Origin of the sequence: Pedobacter polaris, assembly GCF_005116505.1 — a bacterium.
Taxonomy (GTDB): Bacteria; Bacteroidota; Bacteroidia; order Sphingobacteriales; family Sphingobacteriaceae; genus Pedobacter; species Pedobacter polaris.
This window is the reverse complement of sequence record NZ_SWBR01000001.1, coordinates 362,349-387,441: the sequence shown is the minus strand read 5'-3', so window position 1 is coordinate 387,441 and position 25,093 is coordinate 362,349. Positions and strand designations below refer to the sequence as shown.

Here is a 25,093-nt window from a genome sequence, read left to right as displayed (position 1 = left end):
TTTTCTGTAACTGCTTAGGGCATATAGTTTTTATTAACTAGCATAAAGCCGACATTTGTATTAAAAGAAAGTCGTTTAAACGAAGAATTATTATTTAAATTTTAACATTAGAAATTTGAAAGATGTATATTGGACAACCTGTGAATAAACAATAAAATGTTACAACCAATAGAAGAACTTCAGCCTGCACAACTTGCAGCAAAATTTATAAATTTAACCTCTCGTCATATTTTCTTAACCGGAAAGGCAGGCACTGGTAAAACTACTTTTTTAAGAAGTTTAATTGCGCTTACCCATAAAAAGGCGGTTATAGTTGCTCCTACAGGTATTGCGGCAATTAATGCCGCAGGTGTAACTATTCATTCTCTTTTTCAATTGCCATTTGGTACTTTTTTACCAAAAGTGTTGCCAACTGTAGATGTAAAAGAATACCAACATTACCATACCCCAAAGTCTATTATCAAGCATTTAAATATGAATGCAATTAAAAGACGCATTTTGCTTGATCTAGAACTCTTGATTATTGATGAGGTGAGTATGCTAAGGGCAGATTTATTAGATGCAATTGATATGGTTTTACGCTATATCCGTAAAAACAATGCAAATTTTGGTGGTGTACAGTTACTATTTATTGGAGATTTACATCAATTGCCGCCAGTTGTTAAAAACGAAGAATGGAATTTACTTGGTTCTATATATAAAAGCGCATTTTTCTTCGATGCATTAGCACTGGAAAAAAATCAGCCTGTGTATATTGAATTGGAGAAAATCTATCGTCAGGCTGATGAAACATTTATACATCTCTTAAATAATTTAAGGAATAACCAAGCTACTGAACAAGACATCGCTCTGCTTAAAACCTATTATAAAGAAAATTATAAACCGGTATTAACAGACAATTATATCACTTTAACAACGCACAATAATAAGGCAGATACGCTTAATAAAAACAGTTTGAATGAATTGGCAGGCAAATCTTATTTTTATAAGGCAACTATAGAAAAGGAATTTGTTGAAAGCGCTTTTCCAGCAGAAAAATCATTAGAATTAAAGGTTGGGGCGCAAGTAATGTTCATTAAAAATGATCCTACTGGAGAACAAAGATTTTTTAATGGGAAAATTGCTGTAGTTAAAAAATTAAGTGAGGATAGTATTGAGGTTTTGCCAGATGGTGCTCGGTATAATTTGGTGCTAGAAAAGTATACCTGGAAAAACATTAAGTACAGTGCAAATAAAACCACGAATGAAATTGAAGAGGAAATAGCAGGTACATTTACACAATTCCCTTTAAAATTAGCTTGGGCAATTACAGTTCATAAAAGCCAAGGCTTAACGTTTGATAAAGCCATTATAGATATTGGTGATGCTTTTGCGCCGGGACAGATTTATGTAGCCTTGTCTCGTTTGCGTTCACTAGATGGTTTGGTGCTAACATCTTTAATTTCTAATAGAGGAATTAGGCAAGATCAGAATGTTACCTATTTTGCACGTACAAAAGAACTTCAAGAAGATCTAATCGTTCAGATTAGAAAAGAAAGTGATGCGTTTTTGAAACACTCATTATTACAGAGTTTCAGTTTTACCACATTAGATAATTATGTTTTTGAACACGTATTTAGTTATACCAAAGACGAAAAAAGATCTACAAAGCAAACACATTTAGCTTGGGCCGTTAAGTTGCAGCAAGATTTAATTGCATTAAAAGTTAATGCTGATAAATTTTTAAAGCAGATTGAGCGGCTGTTCATTCCGGATAATGCAGAAAGTTTAAACTTGCTTTTGGAGAGGACAGAAGCTGCCGAGAATTATTTTAATCCGCAGTTACAGCAAATGAGTGACTTGATTTTTGAGCTAATAGAAACGGTAAAAACACAAAAACAAACCAAAGAATACTTGGTAGAATTATTAGACATGGAAGCCATGTTCTACGAACAATTTAAAAAAATTAAAAAAGCAAAAGCAATGTTAGTTGCGGCAAATGCGCAAGCAGAATTAACAAAAGAGGATGTATTGGCCTTGTATGCCAGTACAAAAAGAGAAGAACAAATAAAGAAAGCTTATACATTACCAAATAAGGAAGAGTTTAAGGGGAGTACCGAAGATTTTTATAGTAAGCCGAAAGCACTCAGGAAGCCGAAATCAACAAAAGAACCTAAAGAAGATACCAAAGAAATAACATTAGCTTTATTTAAAGAAGGGAAAAATATAACTCAAATTGCTGCAAAGCGTAAGATGTCAATAGGTACAATTGAAGGGCATTTAGCCCATTTTGTAGCTAAACAAGAAGTTAAAGCGACAGACCTTGTTCCTGCAAAACGATTGGAAGAAATTACAGGTGTAATAGCTAAACTAAAATCTATCAAGTTAAATGAAGTCCGTGATGCACTTGGAAAAAGCTATGCGTTTGGCGAAATTAAAATCGGTATTGCTGCTTATTTAGCTGAAGGGAATTAATATTTTGCCATGGTGATCACGTTCTTAGGAGAAGCTATCATAGAACGTCATGTTCAGCTTGACTGGGCATCTTAAACCAAAAGTAGGCTAGAGCGCATTAGGATTCTCATTCATGGAAATGACGGCATTTTTTTTTTCTGACAAGTTGTGCAAGTAAACCATACATAGTAGCACAAGAATTTGCAAAATAAACCTGATTGAGCGAAAAGCCCGGAGACCAATCTTCATTGGTTGAGGACTTGAAGCGAAAGCGGGACTACCAATAATCTGATTACTGCTTTTGCTTTTCTAAAAATAAGATTCTTAACTGCTTTCTGAATTATAAAACTTTGCGTTCTTCGCTTCTTTGCGGTTAATTATTTATTAGAGATTATCGTCATGCTCAGCTTGACTGGGCACCTTAATCCGAAAGTAGGTTACAATACATTACGATTCCCATTTTCATGGGAATGACGCTTCTTACTAAAAGTTAACTTCTCCCTCAAAAACTTTTTCTGCTGGCCCGCATAAAAATACATTGGTAAACTTCGATCCATCGTAATCAAAGTTGATTTGCAGTTTGCCGCCCAAAACCTCAATTGGAGTTTCGATGTGTCCAGGTTGCTTTTGTTGCGCCATTGCCATTGCAACAGCGGTAACGCCAGTGCCACAAGCATAAGTTTCATCCTCAACACCACGCTCAAAAGTGCGCACAAATAAATGGTCGCCTTTATCTTCTACAAAATTTACATTAATGCCATTAGTTTTATAAGTATCGTTATTGCGAATTTCTTTGCCTTTGTTAAATACATCAAGCGAAGCTAAATCTGTAACCTGTTTTACATAATGAGGAGAGCCAGTATTTAAAACAAAAGCGTTTTCATCAGCTGTAATCGTATCAACATCAATCATTTGTAACTCAACCCAGTTTCCTTCGGCTGTAATTTTGGCATAATGTGGGCCATCAACTGCCAAAAAATTAGTTTCATTTTCTATTACTCCTAAGTGTTTGGCAAAGGCAACAATGCATCTGCCTCCGTTACCACACATGCTACCAACATTGCCATCTGAGTTATAATATACCATCTCAAAATCATAGTCTTTATGCTTAGTTAAAAACATCAAGCCGTCTCCACCAATTCCAAAACGGCGATCGCAAAGTTGCGCTACAAGCTTACTATCAATGTTTTTTAACTCGCCAACCCTATGGTCTATTAATACAAAATCATTGCCGGCACCTTGATATTTTGAGAATTTAATGTTCATTATTTCTTCATTTTAGAATAAAATATTTGCTGTTACTTAAATGATAAATCTAGCGCTAAATTGATTTTAACATTTTTTAACACAAAATCATATGTGTTGTGCATACAAATATCGTTTATATGGTACTAAATTTGAGTAAGTCATTGTAAAAAAATATATTTTGAAGAAAAAGCTACTGAATAAAAATCGAGCTTTCGAATTCATAATTAAAATAGAAAAATAATAACCATATTAATTAACAAATATCAAAAATGAAAAAAATAGGATTAATAGTGTTGGCTGCATTTTTGGGAGGTGCAGTTGCAATTGGCGCTTATAAACTATTAGAGCGCAATAGTGATAGTTACACATTGGCAGAAAAGCAAAATATGATGTTCGCCAATAACCCAATCAAAATAGGTTCGTCAGGCTCAGTAGATTTTGTGCAAGCAGCTGCTGCAGTTTCTCCGGCGGTTGTTCACATTAAAACAACCTATGGAAATAAATCATCGGATGATAATGCCAGTAGCGGTAACATGGAAGACATGTTTGAACAGTTTTTTAGAGGTGGTGGAGGTAGAAGATCCGCTGTGCCGAGAGCAGCTTCAGGTTCTGGTGTAATTTTAACATCTGATGGTTACATCGTGACAAATAATCACGTTGTTGATAATGCAGATAAAATTGAAGTTATTTTATCTAACAGACGTAAAGTAACGGCTAAGGTTATTGGTAAAGATGCCAATACGGATTTAGCGTTAATTAAAGTTGATGTGGATGGTTTACCTTTTGTGAAAATGGGTAATTCTGATAATGTACAGGTGGGTGAGTGGGTTTTAGCTGTAGGTTTCCCTCTAGATTTACAAACTACAGTTACTGCAGGTATTGTAAGTGCAAAAGCTCGTAAAATTGGCATTTTAGATAGAGCACAACAGCAGCCAACTAGGGAAGAGATTGAAGAATATCAAAGAACTGGTATAATGCCCGAACGTCCTGCAGGTACTTCAATTGAATCTTATATTCAAACAGATGCTGCTATTAATCCAGGTAATAGCGGTGGTGCATTGGTAAATGCAAACGGAGAATTGGTTGGTATTAATGCAGCAATAGCTTCAGAAACTGGAAGAAATGAAGGTTATGGTTTTGCTATTCCTGTAAATTTGGCCAAAAAGATTTTAGAAGATTTCAAAGAATTCGGAGTTGTTAAGCGTGGTTACATCGGTGTAACATTTCAAGCTTTAGATGCTGATGCTGCAGAGCGTTTAAACGTTAAGGATATCAATGGTTTATATGTAAACAGTGTTGTTCCAAATGGTGGTGCAGCTGCTGCCGGAATAAAACAAGGTGATATCATCAAAAAAATTAGTGGTGTTGAAATTTATGAAGCACCAGATTTACAAGAAAAAATTGGACGTATGCGTCCTGGTGATAAAGTTGCTTTAACAGTATTAAAAACTGATGGTTCAACTAAAAATGTAACGGTAACATTAGCCCCAGAAAGTAAAGTAACGCTAGCTTCTGCTCCTACTGCAAAAGCAACTGGAGCTAACGTATCTAAATTGGGTGCAAGTTTTATTCCTGCATCAGAAGCTGTAAAATCGAAATATAGAATTCCAAGCGGTGTTGTTGTAACTAGTGTTGTGCCAGATAAGCTATTGTATAACATGGATGTTGCTAAAGGCTCTGTAATTACAAAAATTAATGGTAAGCCAGTTAATAGTGCTATAGATGTAGAAAAAGCATTACCTACTTCTAAAGATGGTAAGATTACCATTGCAGGTGTTGGTGAAAATGGATTTTTTACAATTTCTATTAACGGCAACTAATAAATTTTCTTTTAAATGAGAAGGGGAAGCAGTATACTGTTTCCCTTTTTTTGTGCCTTAAGGGTGAGTTATTTACCGTTTTTAACATAAAGCTTGATCAGCAAAAATAACAAGTTTTTTAGAACGTTTCTAAATAGCTCCTTTATTGTGTTTTTATGTCAAGCATTTCTAATTTAAATCATATTTTAAATACTTTTGCACTAACTGAATAAAAAAATAAAAGCTAATGGGTAGTATCGCAAATGCTTTTTCCTCATCCATAGGAAAAAAATTAATAATGGGGCTTACAGGCCTTTTTCTAATCTCTTTTTTACTAGTGCACTGTTTCTTAAACTGTTTTGTGTTTTTTGATAAAACTGGAGTATTGTTTAATGAAGGTGCTCATTTTATGGCAACTAACTGGATCATTAGGGCTATGGAAGTAGTATTAATGTTGGGGTTGTTATTGCATATCGTACAAGGTATTAGGTTAACACTTGAGAATCAAGCAGCAAGACCAGTTAAATATGCATATAATGATGGTAACGCGAACAGCAAATGGTATTCTCGCTCTATGGGTTTATTAGGTACATTATTGTTAATGTTTTTAGTAGTTCATTTGTCAGATTTCTGGATTGTTTCTCGTTTTACAGGGATAGAACATTTTAATGGCGGAACTCCTGTTGATGCAAGTGGCCACGAAGATTTATATGCAGTAATGCTTGCTAAATTTAGTCATCCTTGGCGTGTAATCTTATATGTGCTAGCAATGATTTCTTTAGCTTACCACTTATTGCATGGATTTGCTTCAACCTTTCAGACTATGGGTTGGAACCATAAAAAATATACACCAATCATTAAAACAATGGGGGTTTTGTTTTCAATTCTAATTCCCTTGATTTTTGCTCTAATGCCGATAGCGATTTATTTCGGTTTGGGTCTATAAATAATTTTGAACGAATAAAGCTAAAATATAATGTCAGCAATAAATTCAAATATACCAGAAGGTGAGTTAACCACTAAGTGGACGAAATACAAATCGTCTGTTCCTTTGGTTAACCCTTCAAACAAAAGAAGCTTAGAAGTAATTGTAGTAGGTTCTGGATTAGCTGGTGCATCTGCAGCGGCAACGTTAGCAGAAATGGGCTATAAAGTAAAATGCTTTTGTTTTCAAGATTCACCTCGTAGAGCGCACTCTATTGCCGCTCAAGGGGGTATCAATGCCGCAAAAAATTACCAAAATGACGGCGATAGCACATATCGTTTATTTTATGATACTATTAAAGGTGGAGATTATCGTGCTCGTGAAGCAAACGTTCATCGTTTAGCTGAAGTTAGCGCTAATATTATTGATCAATGCGTGGCTCAAGGTGTTCCTTTGGCACGTGAATATGGTGGTTTGTTAGACAATCGTTCATTTGGTGGTACACAAGTTCAAAGAACTTTTTATGCAGCTGGGCAAACTGGTCAACAGTTGTTATTAGGCGCATATTCTGCATTAGAACGCCAAATTGGGATGGGTAAAGTAGAAATGTTTACTCGCCATGAAATGCTTGAAGTTGTTAAAATTGATGGCAAAGCTCGTGGTATTATTGCCCGTAATTTAATTACAGGAGAGTTAGAACGTCACTTTGGTCATGCTGTAGTTTTAGGAACAGGTGGTTACGGAAACGTATTTTATCTTTCTACCAATGCAATGGGAAGTAACGTTACTGCTGCTTGGAAAGCAAATAAACAAGGTGCATTTTTTGCAAACCCTTGTTATACTCAAATTCACCCAACCTGTATTCCAGTTTCTGGAGACCATCAATCTAAATTAACCTTAATGTCTGAGTCGTTGCGTAACGACGGACGTATTTGGGTTCCTAAAAATAAAGATGATAATCGTAAAGCTTCAGAAATTCCTGAAGATGAAAGAGATTATTATTTAGAGCGTCGTTACCCTGCTTTTGGTAATTTGGTACCACGTGATGTGGCTTCTCGTGCTGCAAAGGAAAGATGTGATGCAGGTTATGGGGTAGGTACTTCTAAATTAGCAGTATACCTAGATTTTAAAGCGAATACAGAACGTTATGGTAAAATAGAAGCTTCTAAAGCTGGTAACCATAATCCTGATAAGGAAACCTGCATGCGTTTAGGTTTAGCTGTAATCAAAGAGAAATACGGTAACCTATTCGATATGTATGCGCAGATTACTGGAGAAAATCCTTATGAAACGCCAATGCGTATTTATCCAGCAGTTCACTATACCATGGGTGGTTTATGGGTAGATTATAACTTGATGACAACTGTACCTGGTTTATACTGTACTGGAGAAGCTAATTTTTCAGACCACGGTGCTAACCGTTTAGGTGCATCAGCATTAATGCAAGGGTTAGCAGATGGTTATTTTGTACTTCCTTATACCATTGGAGCATATTTATCTAAAGAAATTTCTGTAAAAGCAATTCCAACAGATCATCCTGCATTTGTTGAGGCAGAAGCTAAAGCAAAAGGCATTTTAGATACTTTAATTAACATTAAAGGAACTAAATCTGTTGACCATTTCCACAAAAAATTAGGTCTAATTATGTGGGATAAATGCGGAATGGCTCGTAATGCCGAAGGTTTAAAATCAGCAATTGCTGAGATACAACAGTTGAAAAGGGATTTCTGGAGTGATGTACGTGTTCCTGGAACTGCAGATGAATATAACCCTGAGTTAGAAAAAGCGGGTCGTGTTGCAGATTTCATTGAACTAGGTGAGTTGATGTGTATCGACGCATTAAATCGCAATGAAAGCTGCGGTGGTCACTTCCGTGAAGAATACCAAACAGAGGAAGGTGAAGCATTGCGTGATGACGAGAATTATGCTTACGTAGCTGCTTGGGAGAATAAAGGTGATGGAAATTTTGAGCTTCATAAAGAAGAATTGAAATTCGAAAATATTAAAATAGCACAAAGAAGTTATAAATAGTAGCAAGATGTGAGTATCAAGTATCAAGACTTGAATAATTTTCTTGATACTCGATACTTGCTACTCGATACATAAATCTCTATACAATGAGTACAGGAAATATGAACTTAACGCTAAAAGTTTGGCGTCAGAAAAGCACAAAAGACAAAGGACAAATGGTAGACTATAAAGTCTCTGAAATTTCTCCAGATATGTCTTTTTTAGAAATGTTCGATGTTTTAAACGAAGATCTTATCACTAAAGGTGATGATCCTATAGTTTTTGATCATGATTGCCGTGAAGGTATTTGCGGTATGTGTTCAATGTTCATCAACGGTCGCCCGCATGGGCCAAAAGATGCTGTAACTACTTGCCAATTACATATGCGTTCTTTTAAAGATGGGGATACAATTGTAGTTGAACCATGGAGAGCAAAGGCCTTCCCTGTAATTAAGGATTTAACTGTAGATAGATCTGCATTTGACCGCGTTATTGCTGCAGGTGGATTTATTTCAGTGAATACAGGTAATGCTCAAGATGCAAACGCACTCCCTATTCCTAAAGCTCAAGCAGATGCGGCATTTGAAGCAGCAGCTTGCATTGGTTGCGGTGCTTGTGTGGCTACATGTAAAAATGCATCGGCTATGTTATTTGTTTCTGCAAAAATTTCTCAATTGGCTTTGTTACCGCAAGGACAACCTGAGCGTTATAAACGAGTACAAAACATGGTTGCGCAAATGGATGCTGAAGGTTTTGGTAATTGTACAAATACAGGTGCTTGTGAGGCAGAATGCCCTAAAGGGATTTCTTTAGAGAACATTGCTCGTATGAATAGGGATTTTTATGCTGCTAAATTTATAAGCGAAGAAGAAGGATAATTCATGCTAAGTTTATAATTAACAGTTAAATAGTAAATTGATTTGTTTTTATTCTATTAATTTACTAGATTTAAATATCGAGACAAAGGAGATTTATCAAACAACAAAAAACCCCGACCATTTGGCTGGGGTTTTTTGTTGGAGTATTAATTTGTTTGGTTATTTTGCTAACGTAAATTTAATAGGAAGACTGTATTTTACGCGAACTGGCTTTCCATCTTGCATACCTGGAATCCATTTTTTAGCTAATTTTAAGACTCTAATTGCCTCTTCATCTAGCCCGTTCCCTAACTTGCGGTCTACTTTTATATCGGTTATACTTCCATCTTTTTCTACTATAAATGAAGTAAAAACAGGCCCTTGTACATTTTTTGCTGTAGCATCAGCAGGGTATTTAATATTCTGACCAAGAAATTTATAGAATGCAGCTATTCCTCCAGGATATTTTGGAGGGTTCTTCATACTTACGAAACTATAAACAGTGTTGTCATCTGCTGCTGTAGCTTCATTAGCTACAGGTGGAGGAGGCGCAACTGAATCTTTTGCTGTACTATCATCTGCTGCTACTGGAGTTGGAAATTTTGTAGTGTCTGTTTTAACCTGTTCATCTTTTTTAACTTCGTTCTGGCAAGAGCTGAGTATAAATGTGGAAATCAGGGCTAAGAAAGCTATATTTTTCATAATTTTAATTTTTAAATTCAGGTTTAGTAAGAGAGAATCTAACTGGGATATTGTATTTAACTCTAACAGGTATGCCATTTACGCTTGCTGGTATCCATTTTTGACTTGATTGTAAAACTCTTATTGCTTCTTCATCAGTACCAGAACCTAACTTACGGTCTACTTTGAAAGTAGATAGAGAACCATCTTTTTCTACAATAAACGAAACAAATACATTTCCCTGCACTTTATTGTTTTTTGCTTCCGCAGGATATTTTATGTTATCTCCAAGAAATTTGTAGAATTCCATAAGGCCACCAGGATATTTAGGAGGACTTTCCATAGAAACAAAAGTATAAATTGTAGTATCTGTTAAGGTTGGTGTTGCTGGTGCACTGCCAGGATTAACTGGCCTAGGTGTCATTGCTTTTCCTGGGATTTTAAATTTAACGGGAATGTTATATTTAACCCTAACTGGCTTTCCATTTAACAATCCTGGGTTCCATCTCTTACTTAGTTTAAGTGCCCTAATGGCTTCTTCGTCTGTTCCTGCACCTAATTTCCTGTCAACTTTCATGTCGTTTAACGAACCATCTTTTTCTACTGTAAATGAGACAAATACATTACCCTGAACATTTTCATCCTTTGCCTGTTGAGGGTATTTGATAGTTTCTCCTAAAAATTTATAAAAATCAGCTATTCCACCAGGGTACGTGGGCGGGGTTTCCATAGCTACAAAATTATAAACTGTGTTATCTTCTTGTTGTGCGTTGGCTTTGTTAAGGCAAAAGCCTAGCAGTAACATCGCAAATAGCGATGAATAAATTAACTTTTTCATGTTGATTGTTTTTAGTTGAGGTTGTTGCTACTTTATATTGGGTAGCGCAGTTTTTTTGGTGGTGATTAGAATTGTACCTTGTTTTCCTTCTTTACCATAAAGAGCTAAAGGGATAGAATCTTTTAAAACGCTAATACTTTCGATGTTATCTGGCTTTAGTCTTTGTAATGTAGCATTGTCAATTACATTTCCATCTAATATGATTTGTAATTTTTCTAGCCCTGCTTTGCTATTTTTAGAGCTGAAAAAAGCATTAAATTTTGTATCATCGTTTGAATTCCACTTAACCTTAAATGAATTTCCTGTTGCTTGAGCAACTATGGCGTTAGCTAAAATTGTGATGTTTAATTCTTTGTAGCCTTCAGGTATTTTTAGGTCGTTGTTCTTAAACTCAGCAGTACTACCCTGTAACTTAAAGGCAAGTTTTAATGCATAATTGCCGTTTTTTATCACCTTATAATCAGAAAATGATAGTATTTTGTTTAATGCCTCAATATCACATCCAGATCCAAGTTCACTCTGTATTTTTAAATCCTTTAATTTTCCCTCATTAACTGTAAATAGAATGAGGCTATTACCTTGAATATCATTAGACCTTGCAGCAGAAGGATACATAATGTTATTTCCAAGGTGTTTATAAAATTTATCTAAGCCAAGATCGGTTTTAACACTTATACTAGCAGTTAAATTTTCTTTTTGAAAAGAAGAAAGCAATAGTATTGCAATTAGAGAAGAGAAGATTAGCTTTTTCATAAATTTTAATTTTTGTTAATCAATGTAGCAGATGGTTTAATAGCTTTTTTTGAGGTAATAACAATTGCTCCATTTTCAGCATTTTTTCCATATAATGAAGTAGCATTTGCTGACTTTAGTACTGTTATTGACTCTATATTTCTAGTATTAAGATCTTTTAAAATACTCGGGTCTTTTACTTCACTATCTAAAACTACTAAAGGAGCATCCTTACTACTTTCACCATAATTCTTAAGTCTGACACTTCCAATGATATTATCCTTACTTTCTCTTTTATCAGCTTCTAAAGAGAACTTAATAGGGATATTATATCTCACTCTTACAAGTCTGCCATTTTGCATTCCAGGATTCCATCTTTTACTTAATTTTAGTACCCTTAAGGCTTCTTCATCAGTACCAAAACCTAACCTGCGGTCTACTCTTAAATCAGACAATGATCCATCCTTCTCAACTACAAAAGATACAAATACATTTCCCTGAATATCATTGTCTGCAGCAATAGCAGGATATTTTATGTTTTTTCCCAAATAATCATAAAATTTTCCAACTCCGCCTGGGAAAGTTGGTGGAGTAGACATGGAAACGAAACTATAAACAGTTTGATCTGATACCTCTTCTTTTAATGCATAAGAAGTTATTACAACATTTTGCAAAGCATTATAATCATCAGAATTAGAAACATTCTGATTTTTCATTTCAGTATCAACACCTTCCAGTTTAAAGGTAACTTTCAAGCTATAATTTCCATCTTTCCCAAAAAACTCATCAAAATTAGAGATGCTATTAATTACTTCATCATCACAGCCTTCGCCTAATTCATTTTGAGTGAAAACATTCATTATTTTACCAGATTTAACCGTAAAATTAACGATGGTATTGCCTTGGAGTTTCTTTTTAATTGCTGCTGTAGGGTATTTGATATCGCCACCAATATATTTGTAAAAACTATTCCATGAGTTAGATTTGTCTTGGGTTTCTATATCACTAACCAAAACATTACCAGTAGTTGGATTTTGAGTTTGAACGGTTACCTTATCTTTGAGTGGAGGAGGGGGAGATTTTATATTGACTACACTTAATGGTGCTTCAATAACTTGATTTACAACTAAGTTTACATCATCTAGTGGTATACTTTGTGCTACAGCTAAAATTTGATGATTTTTGCGAATCGTTGCTGATGATAATACTAAAGTAAGCGCAAATAAAGGCACAAATAGACCATACTTTAAAATGGCGACTTTAGTAGAACGTTGCTTGTGCAACATATAGATTCTTTTTTTAATCATTGATTTTGTTAAAAAACCATTGGTTAAATTATTAGGCTTAACACCAAAAGCATGACTCAATAATAACAAGGCATACATCTCTTTATCGCCCTGAAACTTGGCGGCTGCTTCGTCTGCTAAATATTCATGAATGTTTTTAATCGACTTTTTGTACAAATAAATAACCGGGTTAAACCAAGTAATTATTCCTAAAATCTCAAAAAAGATAACATCAATAGTGTGTAATTGCTTAACATGTATGTCTTCGTGCAAATCTACAGTAGCTCTTTCAGGTAAATTTTCGGCAACCGATTTTTTGTTAAAAAATGAAAATGCATCATTTGCATCAGCTTTATTAAATAACCGATTGATTGCAAATAACTGATAGGCAAAATTTAACAAATAACAAAGTGCACCTATCAAGTAAATGATAACTATTAACCGCCCCCAATCATATTGTTCTTGCGTTTGTGGCAAAACGGCATAATTATTTACCATGGTATTTAACTCGCTTACACTGATATATAGTTTATCACTTACTACTTTTTCGCTAAACATCTCGAACCTTAAAAAAGGTATAGCCAAGGAAAATAATCCTGATGAAACAAGATATAATCTATTTAAAACAAAATAGGTCTCCTTATCTAAAAGTAGCTTATAGAAGCAATAAAATATAACCAAGTAAATGTTTACCTGTAAGAGATAATGCGCCCAGGTCATTTTGGTTTATTTTTGAACTTATTGATCATTTTTAAAATTTCATCTACATCACTAACATCCAATTTTTCTTCTTTAACAAAGAATGAAAACATACTCTCTACCGAGTTTTCGAAATAGTTTCCTAATAACTTTTCTGTGGCATGGCGTTTATATTCTTCTTTACTAATTAAAGGATGATACTTGTGCGCTTTCCCAAAAGCTTCGTGGCCAATAAACCCCTTTACTTCTAAAATTCTAATGATAGTAGAAACGGTATTATAAGCTGGCTTAGGTTCTGGCAAATAATCCATTACTTCTTTTACAAATGAATTTTCTAGTTGCCATACAATTTGCATGATCTGCTCCTCTGCTTTCGTTAAATCTTTAATATCCATGATAATTGTTGTTTTATAATATATTTTGGTGTCTTTATAAAAAACTAAAGTATAAATTAACAACCTTAGCTAAAGAACTTAATATAAACTTAAAACTAATATTTTAGTTTACAAAACTTTTTGACAATTATTTTCTTATAATTATAAAAATAAATCAAATACTTATGAAGATAGCCTTTCATGGCGCTGCAAGAAACGTAACAGGCAGCAAGCATTTAATCACTTTAAATAATGGAATAAAAATATTGTTAGACTGTGGAATGTTCCAAGGAATGGGTCAGGAAACAGATGAACTGAATACTGAGTTTGGGTTTGATGCATCAACAGTTGATTTTTTAGTACTTTCTCATGCACATATAGATCATAGTGGATTAATTCCTAGATTAATAGCCCAAGGTTTTAAAGGAGTAATTTTTGGCACAGAGGCAACAAAAGAACTCACCAAAATTTTATTGTTAGATTCTGCCAAAATACAAGCAGGTGATATCAAATACAAAAATAAAAAAAGACAACAGCGTGGTTTGCCATTAGAAAAAGCTTTATATGATGAGGATGATGCTTTAAAGGCAATGGAATACTTTGTTGCAGTAGAATATCAAAATGTAACGAGATTAACTGATGATGTTAGCTTAGTATTTATTGACGCTGGACACATTATTGGAAGTGCTTCAGTTCATTTAACCATTAATGAAGATGGCAAGACAACTCAATTGAGTTTTAGTGGAGATGTTGGGCAATATGGAGATTTACTATTGAGATCACCACAGGAGTTTCCACAAGCTGATTATATTTTATTAGAATCTACTTATGGAGATAAATTACATAAAGATGCACAACCAACCAAGGAGGCATTTTTAAAGGTGATTTTAGATACTTGTGTGCAGAAGAAAGGCAAAGTAATTATCCCAGCATTTAGTGTGGGTAGAACCCAAGAATTACTATATATTTTAAATAATTTAGAACTTGAGGGGAAACTGCCAGACATTAAAGTATATGTAGATAGTCCTCTATCGGCCAAAGCCACAAAAATAATTGAAGAACATGCCGAGGGTTATAATGATGAGGTTTTAGATATTTTAAAAATTGATGATAATCCTTTTGATTTTAAAGGATTACATTACGTAGCTGATGGAGAGGAATCAAAGGCTTTAAATGCCAAAACAGAGCCATGTATTATCATCTCTGCTTCTGGTATGGCAGAAGCTGGCAGGGTAAAACACCACATTAAAAATAACATTGGCGATAGCAAAAACACTGTTTTAATTGTGGGCTACTGTGAACCACGCTCATTGGGTGGGCAATTGAAAAATGGTGCACAACAAGTGTATATCTATGGTGAGCAATTTCAAGTAATAGCCGAGGTACAAAGCATTCAATCGATGAGTGCACATGGCGATTATGAAGATTTAATTCAATTTATGTCTTGCCAGGATCCGGCTAAGGTTAAAAAAGTATTTTTAGTGCATGGTGAGTATGATGTACAACAAATATTTGCAGCCAAGTTAATTGCTAAGGGATTTCAACATATAGAAATTCCAGATAGGCATCAAGAATTCGAGTTATAGAGGGGTCGATTATCAAATTGTAATTAAATTATGTTTTATGCCATAAACCACTAAGCCAGTTCTTGATTTGATATTTAATTTTGCAAAGAGTGATTCGCGATAATTATCTACTGTTCGTGGACTGATATTCATTTCTGATGCAATTTCCTTGTATGTTAATTCGGTACTGCAGAACTGAAGAAATATAAGTTCTTTTTCAGAAAAAGTAGCTTTTGGATTTTCGTTTTTTAAAGAAATCAATAACCTGCCCGATACTAGATCGTTGATGTAAAATCCTTTTTCTACAATGGTTTTAACTGCAGTTAGCAATTCTGATGGTTTTGATTCTTTTAACATGTAACCTCCTGCTCCAGCTTTCAACATTCCTATAATTGCTTTTTCATCTTCAAACATGCTTAGTGCAAGAATATGAACTCTAGGGTAATTTGCCTTGATCCACTTTGTGGTGTCATAGCCATCCATTATTGGCATATTGATGTCCATTAGAATTACTTGAACATTAGCCTCATTTTTGATTTTTTCTTGAAGATCTACACCGTTTTTAGCTTCAAAAATGACACTAATCTCTTTAAATTCTGATAAAAGGCTAGCTAAGCCAGAACGAAACAGTGTATGGTCGTCTACAATTGCAATATCTATTTTTTCATTTTCCATAGTTTAAGGATAAGGTATTTCTATAGAGATTGATGTTCCGGTTAAAGGTGTGGAGTTTATTGAAATTTCGCCATTGATTAAAGCCACTCTCTTAAACATAGAATTTAATCCCATACCAGATTTTTTCATTTGCACATTGTCAATATCAAAACCAATCCCATTATCTTGTATGCTTAAAAATACTTTTTCATCAGCTGTATATACATTAAATTCTATGTGTGTAGCTTTTGAATGTTTTATAATGTTGTTTATGATTTCTTGAAGCAAACGTAAAATAATAAGATCCTTATTTGGAGAAGAAATGTCTATGTTAATCAGTTCATTTTTGACCTTTAACTTGTAATTTCCAAACTTTTTTAAACGATCTAATTCTTGTTTAATTGCATTGCCTAAACCGGTTTGTACAATAAGTTCGCCATGCATCAGCTTTGCCAATCCTCTTAATTCTTTTATAGAGCTATTAACTAAACTTAATGATTCTGATACTTTTTTTTCAAGGCGCTGGGGTTCTTTTAAATTGATTGAGTTTAAAGTAAGGGCTGTTAGACTTAACAATTGACCAATATTGTCATGCAGGTCGGATGCGATGGTTTGCATAGTTTGCTCTTGTACTTCGATTTGTGTTTTTAAGAGTTCGGAATCAAACTGGTGTCTCATTATTTTTTTTTCAGTAGCATATTTTTTTCGACGTTGTTGAAGGAGGATTACAAGAGTAATTAATCCTATGCAAATCATCAGAAATATCAATGATATGATAATTATTGCTGAAAATAGATTTTCTTGTCCTTCAGGCATAAAAATGATTTAATCCAACATCCATACATTATAATATTTGCAATGCTAACGATAATATACCTAATTGGAAGAATACCCATCTTTTGATTAAGCCATGGTAACTGATCAAAAAAGGCATTGACACTAGTGGTAGCTGAATAGAAAATCAAACAACCTGTAACAAGCCAAAATTCAGATTGTTTCATTTCATCTTGTTTAAATAGACCAAAGTAATATATAATCGATAATAAGATAATCATACCACCAAAAACGGTATTTGTGATGGAAAAAAAAGAGTGCAAAGTAAATTGCCATTCAAAGAAATAAATTCCAAGCAGCAAAGTCAAACAAAGTAAGGCTATTTTATTTGCGTATTGTAAATTAATTATTTTCGAAAATAAGTAAATATGGAAATTGAGATAGATGAAAAGAAAGATATTATAAAGGTTATGAGTGCTTTTATTACCAAATTGAGTTATTGATACATATGCATATGTTTCTATGCCCACGGTAATGATCAAATAAGGGATAAAAATTTGCCAGAACTTTGGAGAAGCCTTCCAAAGCAAAAGAATGGATGTGATTAAACACACCCATTCAGTAATTAGCCCATATGGAATAGTAAATAAGTTCATTTACAAACCAATGTCATTAACGCAATAACCAGTATAACTAGGATCTGATGGGTCTGATGGAATCATTATACATTCTGATGGGCAAGTTGTGGGACAGATATAAGTTTGATCTAGCGCATAACCATAGGGATTTCTTACTTTTTCTTGCATTGGGAGAGCAATTGTATCATCGTCTTTTAACAGGTCATGAAACTCTCCCTTTTTTGGGTCTATCATTACTGTATTACATAATATAGTGGTGTTATAACCTAAATATGCACTTGAACCAACTGGACAAGTATTTATATTATGATGATTACCGATATAAATCCTAAGACCATAAGGCCCGGTTATTGGATTAGGATTACGTACATAAGAATCGATAATTTTATTATCGATAAATAGCTGAAGAATTTCATCAACCTCGAAGTGTGCAAACTTAAGCGAAGTAAGTTTCGTGTCTGCGTGCTTACGATAGGCATCTACCATCGCTTTTACGTCTTTGGCAGTAAGTTTAGCTGCGGGAGCAACTTTAGTGGAGTCGTTTAATTTAAATAACATAGCGTTTAATTTATAAGGTTAAAATAATGATTTTTTATAAAATTCACTAATTATCAGTGGACTAACAACGGTATAATCGCCTATCGTGTTACCGTAAAAATACCTTGTTAAATTGGGTAATTCTTGCTAAAACTTTAATTGCTTACCAGTTTAAATTTGAATATATAAATCAAATTAACCTCCCGGTAAGCCGAAAAGGGGACATAGAGTAGGCGAGCAATAACGATGAAAACAATAACTATTAGAGGAGAATTTCCTAACAGCGGAAACAATTCATTAAGACTCCTAGTGTACAGCAATGATTTTCCAGCAAAATCTGATGATTTTACAAAACTATATAAGAAAAGTTTTGAAGAAAAAATTACAGGCATGGGTGATAAATCAATATATCATATTGGTCTTGGAGGTAGAACTACTGGAGAAATAAAGATATCAATTACTGGAGATTTTGACAATCCGAATCCCATAGTGGAAATCGTTGAAACGGGTTTTGTAAGAGCATTCACCATTAAAACATTGTAATTATGAAAAGGGAAATTTTAATGCTTTTAGTCTTACTCTCATTCGCTACTGTAACTTTAGCTCAAAATAGTAGAAATGATTTAGCAGTTGCTTTAATTGATGGAGAGAAAACGGCTAATAGTAAAGATATTTTAACTAATTTGTTTAGAGCGAGTATTGATAATTTATTAGGTAAAGATCGAACATACAGTCTTAATTCTTCATTCCTTGGCTTCTATGAAATTTTTCATAAAAAACAGGAATTACCTTATGAAAGATTACGTGTCTTAAAGCAAAATTCTTTCAATTTAGGATTAACGGGTGGTGATCAAAATAATATTACAAAGATCTCTACAGGTTTTACATTTTCAGTTATAAATGATACTGATATAAAATCTGAGAAAAAAATGGGAGAAGAGTTTAGTAAATTAGATCATGATGTAGATATTTATATAACACTTTACAGACAAGTCCTGAGCTATTTACAGAGAATTGATACAACACTAAAAAGTGATGTGTTCAAAATACAGTCACTAAATAAAAGCTGGAGTGATGCAAGTAATAAACATGATTTCTCAAATCTGAGTCCTCAAATAGAATTAGCATTAAAGAATGCAGATTTTATAAAATCTCTAAGATCAGATGCTAACATAACAACACTAGAATTACAAGGGGCAATAAGGGAAGTATTGAGTGGGAAGGATATTTTGTATGAAGAATATCAAAGAATTGCAAAAATTTACGCTCAAAAACTGCTTTGGACACTTGCTCCATCCGTTAATTACGATCGTGTTAATAAGCAGGGTGAATATATTTTGGGTTCTAATCTAACATTTGGTCTTTGGAAAAAAACTGCTCAAAAACCTTGGGAATTTGAAATTAAGACCCAATTTAAAATCGCTAATGATTCTACGCTAACTCAATCCAATTATAATGATAAGCCACTATCCTTAAGTGTTGGTTTGAATAAAGTATTGCTAAAAAACAAGGAGAAGGAATCTGCAATGGAGCTTAAGGTCTTTACTCAGTACAACCATCAGTTTGGGTCTACACCAAGTCTTCAAAGAGAAGATATTTTTACATTCAATACTACATTAAGGGTAAATGTTTATAAATCGTTTTGGCTACCCCTTACTTTAAAGTACGATGTTAAAAATGGGAATTTGTTAGGTCTATTTACGTTAACTGCAAATCTCGATAAATAATTCTTACCATTTGGGGTGATAATGTGGCAGTTGAAATTATACAAGAAATTAATTTTTACCTATTTAGAATTTGAAAATGGAAAATGAACAATTACCAAATCCAGTGTTTCCGAACACTGGGCAAGAGTTTCAAGTACCAATAATCGAAGACAAAACAGAAGAAGTAAATGGTGCTGGTTTTGAAAAATTTAAATATAAAGTCGAGGTTGCAAAATGGCTAATTGGAACTGTCGGATTAACATTAATTACTTATTTTATCAACTGGGGTTTTAAAGATCGTGAAAGCGGTATGTTAGAAATATCACAGTATGATAAATACGCAACAGAATTAATTGTGCTAAATGATAATCCAATTAAAAGGAGAATGTTAGCTCAATTTTTTGCCAATGTTACTCCTTCTGAAAAATTAAAGGATGGTTGGACAGATTATTACCGAGAAGTTAATAACGAATATGTAGCATTCATTAAATCAGACTCTTTAAATAGGGCAAGGTTGGTTAAAATAAATAGAATTGATTCTAATAAATTGTCACAATCTGAAAAGATTGAAAAAGATCTTCGGGAAAAAAAAGCTAAACAAGATGCCGAAATCATCAACGCATCAATAGTAATACCAGAAAACTCTATTATTACTCAAGCAACTGTATATATTCAAGCGGTATCAACTTCAAAAGAATATGCTGAAAAGATTAGATCCTTGTTAATTAGTAGTGGTTTTAAAGTCCCTTCAATTGAGTATATGGATAGGACAAAGTACATTATGAGTAGTAATCAAATAAGATATTTCAGAAATGAAGATGTTCTAATAACTGATCAACTAAAAACGATTTTAGAAAGTGATAATGTTATAACAAATACAAAGTATTTACCTGTGCTAAATAAGAATACAAAACAAGGTATTGTAGAATTATGGTTAAAATAAAGTCTTGTTAAAATCAATGAGTCATTCAATTTTAAATTGTTACTGATCCAGCAGATGTTGATTTATGTATCTTAACTAATCATAAGAGACACATTAATAATCGCACTAAAAAGGTTAAAAAAATAGATTTATGACTTTAGATATATCCTATAAGGCTAAACAGATTAGCCAACGAGAACTAGAAATATTATACCTAGTTTGTATGGGCTATAATAGTAGGCAAATTGGCGATCAGCTTTTTATTAGCGAATTTACTGTACAAACGCATCGCCGCAATATGGTAAAGAAATTGGGACTAAGAAACTCGCACCAATTGATAGTTTGGGCATTTAAAGAAAGAATGCTCTCTGTATAACAAAAAAGCCACGTTTATGAAACGTGGCTTTTTTTAAATCTTTTATTACATTCTTGGAGCCTGTGGTTTAGGCATCTCTTTACGAGGTAATTTCTCCGCTCTTTCTGAAGTGTGGTAAACAAAAGAAGCTATAATAGTTGCAGATTTTTTCAAGTCTTCTATATCTAAGCGATCAAACGTATCCATGTTAGAGTGGTGAGTACGTGTGTTATAATCCATTGGATCTTGAATAAATTGGAAACCAGGTAAGCCAACACCATCATAAGCTTGGTGATCTGTACCACCAGTATTGCTTATGGTAATTGTTTTAGCACCCAAATCTGCAAATGGAGTTAACCAACTTTGAAATATGTCTTTAACAGCAGCATTTCCTTGCAAATAAACACCACGAATTGTTCCTGTACCGTTATCTAAATTATAATAAGCAGATAATTTTTCGTGCTCTGGTTTAGGTTTCATATCTGCAGGGTCTGCGAAGTGAGATTTTACATAACCTCTAGATCCGAAAAGACCTTGTTCTTCAGAACTCCATAATGCAATGCGAATGGTACGTTTTGGTTTAAAATCAATAGCTTTTAAAATACGCATCGCTTCAATCATTACAGCAGAACCAGCAGCATTATCAGTTGCACCAGTTCCAGAGTGCCATGAATCATAGTGACCACCAAGCATTACAATTTCTTCTTTTAATTTAGGGTCAGTTCCAGGAATTTCTCCAATTACGTTGTAACCCTTAGGATCTTTATCATAAAATGAAGTTTTTACATCAGCTTCAATTTCTACTTTTTCACCACCACGTAATAAGCGTAAAATGTGCAAATAATCTTCGCTGCTCACTTCTAATTCTGGATTAACTGGTTTGGCATCTAGTTTATAAGATGCGCCATTGCTTGTAAAAAAAGTACCATGACTTCCACGAGCATAAGTTAATTTTAAGCCAATCCCTTCAGCTAATAAAACACTGTCAATAGCAGCTCTCATTCCCATCATTCTCATCATCATTGCCCTTTGGTTTCCACCTTGTCCACCACCTTGACGATTACCTGGTGCACCACCTGCAACAGGAGGGGTTGCTTCAGCCATCTTAGCCAATTCTTCATCTGTATAACGAACCGCATCGGCTTTGTAAGAGTTTTTTAAAGGCTGTACTAAAGCAGACTCAATCATTACGATTTTGCCTTTTAGCTTGCCTTTGTATTTAGCTAAATCGGTTATGGTATCAGCTTTAATTAAAATTACTTCAGATTTAATTGGGCCATTTGTTCCAGGTGTCCAAGCTTTTGGAGAAGCAATAATTGGACGGTAAAAAGGTTTGGTCGTAGCAGCATAATATTTATCAACTTGCCATCCTTTACCAAAATCACCCCAAGCTTCTAAATGAACATTTTTTAAGCCCATTTCGTTAAAATATTTAACTGCCCAGTCTTGTGCTCTTTTTAGACCCGGAGAATTAGACAAACGTGGACCTGCTACATCGGTAATTTGGTAAGCAATGTCATAAGCTTTTGATTTATCTAATCCTTCTGCTCTGATTTTTTGCACTGCAGCAGAATTAACGGGCTCTTGTGCAAAGGTAGTTAAGCATAACCCTAAGGCTAATGCGCTAAAAGTAAATTTTTTCATCATAGTTTTAATAGTTTAGTTTTAGATGAAGTATTCACAAGCAGATATAATGATTTCTGCTGCATGTAATGTTTCATCATATAATAAGTTAAGTATCATTATTGATGGTCAATTTACAGTTAATGATAAATAATTGTACCTTTCTATTCATATTTTTACACTCCTTATGCTTATCAGAATGAAATACTTAGCCCTATCAATGTTCTTTTTACTTTGCTTTTCAAACAAGCTAATTGCGCAGCAAACAATTGTTAGAGATATGAACATTACAAGTTTAGTTAACGAAGTATCTGCTAATAACCAAGAGGCATTGATTAAAAAATTGGTTTCTTTTCAAACGCGACATACTTTAAGCGATACTTTGAGTAAAACAACAGGCATTGGTGCTGCCAGAAATTGGATTAAGAGCGAGTTTGAAAAATACGCTGCTGCTGGAGGAAATAGACTTCAGGTTTCATTCGATACTTTTATACAACCTGCCGATGGAAGAAGAATAACAACACCAGTTGTGCTAAAAAATGTAGTAGCTATTTTGCCTGGTACAGATCCTTCTGATAAAAGGATGCTCATGGTTTCTGGTCATTATGATTCGAGGATTACCGATGTAATGAATAGTAAGGATTTTGCTCCAGGGGCAAATGATGATGCTTCTGGTGTAGCGGCTGTTATGGAAATGTGTAGGATAATGAGTAAGCAAAAATTTAATTGCACGCTAATTTTTGTAGCTATGGTTGGCGAAGAACAGGGATTATATGGTGCCACAAACTTGGCTAAAAGGGCAAAGGAAGAAGGATGGAATGTTCATTTATTGTTGAACAATGATATTATAGGAAATTCTTATGAAATGGAAACTGATATTAAAGACAATAAAAGTGTGCGTGTTTTTAGCGAAGGTGTTTCTGCTTTAGAAACTCCTGCTCAAGCTGCTGCTAGGCAATCTGCCGGAACTGAAAATGATGGAAAAGCACGCCAGGCGGCAAGATATATTAAAGAAGTTGCGGAGCGATATGTAGATCAGTTAGAAGTTAAGTTGATTTACAGAAGGGATCGTTATTTACGTGGAGGTGATCATACACCGTTTTCTCAACAAGGTTTTGCAGCTGTACGAATTACCGAGATGAACGAAGATTTTAATAGGCAACACCAAGATGTAAGAACAGAAAATGGTTTTAAGTATGGTGATTTGCCAGAATATATAGACTATAACTATTTGCAAAAAGTAACTAGAATGAACCTGTCTGTAATGGCAAATTTAGGTTTATCTACCCAAGAGCCGGAAAATGTAACAATCCTTACTGGGGGCCTAACTAATAAAACTACTTTAAAATGGGAAGAGCCAAAAGGGAAAAAACCAAAAGGCTATTATGTTTTAATGCGTGAAACAACTAGTCCGTTTTGGGAGAAGAAAATTTTTGTAAAGGAAAACTCAACAACGTTAAGCTATTCTAAAGACAACTATTATTTCGGTGTTCAATCTGTTGATGAAGATGGGCACGAAAGCTTAGTAGTAACTCCTAAGGCTGGGCGTTAGCTTAAAGAACAAAAAAGGCGGTAACTAACCGCCTACTTAACTAAAACTAAACTAAAATCTTATTTGATATTTCTTTTTAATAAAATGAAATAACCTATGATGAACATTGCAGCTGCAAATATTACGCTTACCCAAATTTCTTGTGTAAATATTGGAAAGTCTTCAACTTTAGCTCCTTTTGCTCTTGTAACTCTTAATGCTAAAGTAGGGTCGCTGTAAGGAATTAGGTACGCATATTTCCAGCCTACGTTAGCGGTAATTATTCCCATAATTGTTCCAATAAATCCTATGCCCATTGGTTTTAGAAAATCAGACCATATTAAACTCAATACAAATTGCAGGGATAGGATGCCTAATGATGCCAAGAATAACTTACTATAGAATTTGGTTAAAATTAGCATTGGGTTATAATCGTTAAAAGTATATTTTGGCACCAATACCTGAAGTAAATACCCTGTTGCAAATGTTAAAACAACAAATAAGAGTAAACAGATAAACAATAACATTACCGCATATAAATATTTCGCAGCATATATAGAAAACTTGTTTAATGGCTGGGTAAAAAGTGTTTTCCAAGTATCATTTTTATGTTCTATGTTATTGACAGAAAAAGCCATAAACATTACATAGAACGGTAAGATTAACATCCCCATAACATTTAAAGCTGCACCACTATATTGTGCCCAAAGTGCTAACCCTGGGTAATTGTTTTTTAAAACTTTATCTGCACTGGTATAAAAACCAAAAGCTATAAGACCACAAATAAGAACTGGTAAAATGATTGCAGCCCAAAAAGCTAGGGTTTTGCGAGATTTATAAAATTCTGAGACTAATGATATGTATAATGAACGCATATTATTGATTTATATTTATTTTGGTATCCAT

General features: G+C 34.0%; 22 protein-coding genes. 11 read left to right on the top strand and 11 right to left on the bottom strand.

Annotated elements, in window-relative coordinates:
• Positions 1-156: 156 nt before the first annotated feature.
• Positions 157-2,454 (top strand): helix-turn-helix domain-containing protein, encoded by a 2,298-nt coding sequence (locus FA048_RS01730; protein WP_225872452.1) that lies wholly within the window; start codon positions 157-159, stop codon positions 2,452-2,454.
• 462 nt (positions 2,455-2,916) lie between these two features.
• On the opposite strand, the gene dapF is transcribed toward FA048_RS01730, so the two are convergent.
• Positions 2,917-3,699: a diaminopimelate epimerase gene (gene dapF, locus FA048_RS01725; protein WP_136838340.1), complete on the bottom strand. Its 783-nt coding sequence runs from the start codon at positions 3,697-3,699 to the stop codon at positions 2,917-2,919.
• A gap of 251 nt (positions 3,700-3,950) precedes the next feature.
• Between dapF and FA048_RS01720 the strand changes: the two genes are divergently transcribed.
• From FA048_RS01720 to FA048_RS01705, 4 genes are all read left to right on the top strand, one after another.
• On the top strand, positions 3,951-5,501 hold the full coding sequence (locus tag FA048_RS01720) for a trypsin-like peptidase domain-containing protein (RefSeq protein ID WP_136838339.1): 1,551 nt from the start codon (positions 3,951-3,953) through the stop codon (positions 5,499-5,501).
• A gap of 226 nt (positions 5,502-5,727) precedes the next feature.
• Positions 5,728-6,426: a succinate dehydrogenase cytochrome b subunit gene (locus FA048_RS01715; RefSeq protein WP_136838338.1), complete on the top strand. Its 699-nt coding sequence runs from the start codon at positions 5,728-5,730 to the stop codon at positions 6,424-6,426.
• Between the two features lie 30 nt (positions 6,427-6,456).
• Positions 6,457-8,436 (top strand): fumarate reductase/succinate dehydrogenase flavoprotein subunit, encoded by a 1,980-nt coding sequence (locus FA048_RS01710; protein WP_136838336.1) that lies wholly within the window; start codon positions 6,457-6,459, stop codon positions 8,434-8,436.
• 86 nt (positions 8,437-8,522) lie between these two features.
• Positions 8,523-9,293, top strand: a complete 771-nt coding sequence (locus FA048_RS01705) for a succinate dehydrogenase/fumarate reductase iron-sulfur subunit (protein WP_136838334.1) — start codon at positions 8,523-8,525, stop codon at positions 9,291-9,293.
• Between the two features lie 159 nt (positions 9,294-9,452).
• Here FA048_RS01705 and FA048_RS01700 read toward each other — a convergent pair whose 3' ends face one another.
• The 5 genes from FA048_RS01700 to FA048_RS01680 all read right to left on the bottom strand — a co-directional run bounded on the left by FA048_RS01700 (position 9,453) and on the right by FA048_RS01680 (position 13,903).
• The gene (locus FA048_RS01700) at positions 9,453-9,974 is read right to left on the bottom strand and encodes an energy transducer TonB (RefSeq protein WP_225872451.1); all 522 of its coding nucleotides are present in this window, start codon (positions 9,972-9,974) and stop codon (positions 9,453-9,455) included.
• A gap of 4 nt (positions 9,975-9,978) precedes the next feature.
• Entirely contained in the window at positions 9,979-10,791 is an 813-nt protein-coding gene (locus FA048_RS19885; protein WP_136838330.1) for an energy transducer TonB, read from the bottom strand.
• A 27-nt stretch (positions 10,792-10,818) separates the two neighbouring features.
• Complete coding sequence (locus FA048_RS01690; RefSeq protein ID WP_136838328.1) at positions 10,819-11,544, bottom strand: energy transducer TonB; 726 nt, start codon at positions 11,542-11,544, stop codon at positions 10,819-10,821.
• A gap of 5 nt (positions 11,545-11,549) precedes the next feature.
• On the bottom strand, positions 11,550-13,367 hold the full coding sequence (locus FA048_RS01685; protein WP_169306793.1) for a TonB family protein: 1,818 nt from the start codon (positions 13,365-13,367) through the stop codon (positions 11,550-11,552).
• 158 nt (positions 13,368-13,525) lie between these two features.
• A complete protein-coding gene (locus tag FA048_RS01680) occupies positions 13,526-13,903 on the bottom strand; it encodes a BlaI/MecI/CopY family transcriptional regulator (protein WP_136838324.1) in 378 nt (125 codons plus the stop codon).
• A 164-nt stretch (positions 13,904-14,067) separates the two neighbouring features.
• Between FA048_RS01680 and FA048_RS01675 the strand changes: the two genes are divergently transcribed.
• Positions 14,068-15,468, top strand: coding sequence for an MBL fold metallo-hydrolase RNA specificity domain-containing protein (locus FA048_RS01675; protein WP_136838322.1), 1,401 nt, complete (start codon positions 14,068-14,070; stop codon positions 15,466-15,468).
• 12 nt (positions 15,469-15,480) lie between these two features.
• Here the strand turns inward: FA048_RS01675 and FA048_RS01670 are convergent, their stop codons facing one another.
• The 3 genes from FA048_RS01670 to FA048_RS01660 all read right to left on the bottom strand — a co-directional run bounded on the left by FA048_RS01670 (position 15,481) and on the right by FA048_RS01660 (position 18,071).
• Positions 15,481-16,122, bottom strand: a complete 642-nt coding sequence (locus tag FA048_RS01670) for a response regulator transcription factor (RefSeq protein ID WP_136838320.1) — start codon at positions 16,120-16,122, stop codon at positions 15,481-15,483.
• A gap of 3 nt (positions 16,123-16,125) precedes the next feature.
• Positions 16,126-16,917: a sensor histidine kinase gene (locus FA048_RS01665; RefSeq protein ID WP_136838318.1), complete on the bottom strand. Its 792-nt coding sequence runs from the start codon at positions 16,915-16,917 to the stop codon at positions 16,126-16,128.
• Between the two features lie 614 nt (positions 16,918-17,531).
• Entirely contained in the window at positions 17,532-18,071 is a 540-nt protein-coding gene (locus FA048_RS01660) for a hypothetical protein (RefSeq protein ID WP_136838316.1), read from the bottom strand.
• A 225-nt stretch (positions 18,072-18,296) separates the two neighbouring features.
• Here FA048_RS01660 and FA048_RS01655 point away from each other — a divergent pair, with 225 nt between their 5' ends.
• From FA048_RS01655 to FA048_RS01640, 4 genes are all read left to right on the top strand, one after another.
• A complete protein-coding gene (locus FA048_RS01655) occupies positions 18,297-18,593 on the top strand; it encodes a hypothetical protein (RefSeq protein WP_136838314.1) in 297 nt (98 codons plus the stop codon).
• Between the two features lie 2 nt (positions 18,594-18,595).
• Positions 18,596-19,777 carry a hypothetical protein gene (locus tag FA048_RS01650; protein ID WP_136838312.1) on the top strand — a complete coding sequence of 394 codons (1,182 nt, stop codon included), beginning with the start codon at positions 18,596-18,598 and terminating at the stop codon, positions 19,775-19,777.
• A gap of 76 nt (positions 19,778-19,853) precedes the next feature.
• The gene (locus tag FA048_RS01645; RefSeq protein WP_136838310.1) at positions 19,854-20,699 is read left to right on the top strand and encodes a hypothetical protein; all 846 of its coding nucleotides are present in this window, start codon (positions 19,854-19,856) and stop codon (positions 20,697-20,699) included.
• A gap of 130 nt (positions 20,700-20,829) precedes the next feature.
• A complete protein-coding gene (locus FA048_RS01640) occupies positions 20,830-21,054 on the top strand; it encodes a response regulator transcription factor (RefSeq protein WP_136838308.1) in 225 nt (74 codons plus the stop codon).
• Positions 21,055-21,099: 45 nt separating this feature from the next.
• Here the strand turns inward: FA048_RS01640 and FA048_RS01635 are convergent, their stop codons facing one another.
• Positions 21,100-22,680 carry a M28 family metallopeptidase gene (locus FA048_RS01635; RefSeq protein ID WP_225872450.1) on the bottom strand — a complete coding sequence of 527 codons (1,581 nt, stop codon included), beginning with the start codon at positions 22,678-22,680 and terminating at the stop codon, positions 21,100-21,102.
• A 175-nt stretch (positions 22,681-22,855) separates the two neighbouring features.
• Between FA048_RS01635 and FA048_RS01630 the strand changes: the two genes are divergently transcribed.
• The gene (locus FA048_RS01630) at positions 22,856-24,208 is read left to right on the top strand and encodes a M20/M25/M40 family metallo-hydrolase (RefSeq protein ID WP_136838306.1); all 1,353 of its coding nucleotides are present in this window, start codon (positions 22,856-22,858) and stop codon (positions 24,206-24,208) included.
• Between the two features lie 59 nt (positions 24,209-24,267).
• Here the strand turns inward: FA048_RS01630 and FA048_RS01625 are convergent, their stop codons facing one another.
• Complete coding sequence (locus FA048_RS01625; RefSeq protein ID WP_136838304.1) at positions 24,268-25,062, bottom strand: ABC transporter permease; 795 nt, start codon at positions 25,060-25,062, stop codon at positions 24,268-24,270.
• Positions 25,063-25,093 lie beyond the last annotated feature (31 nt).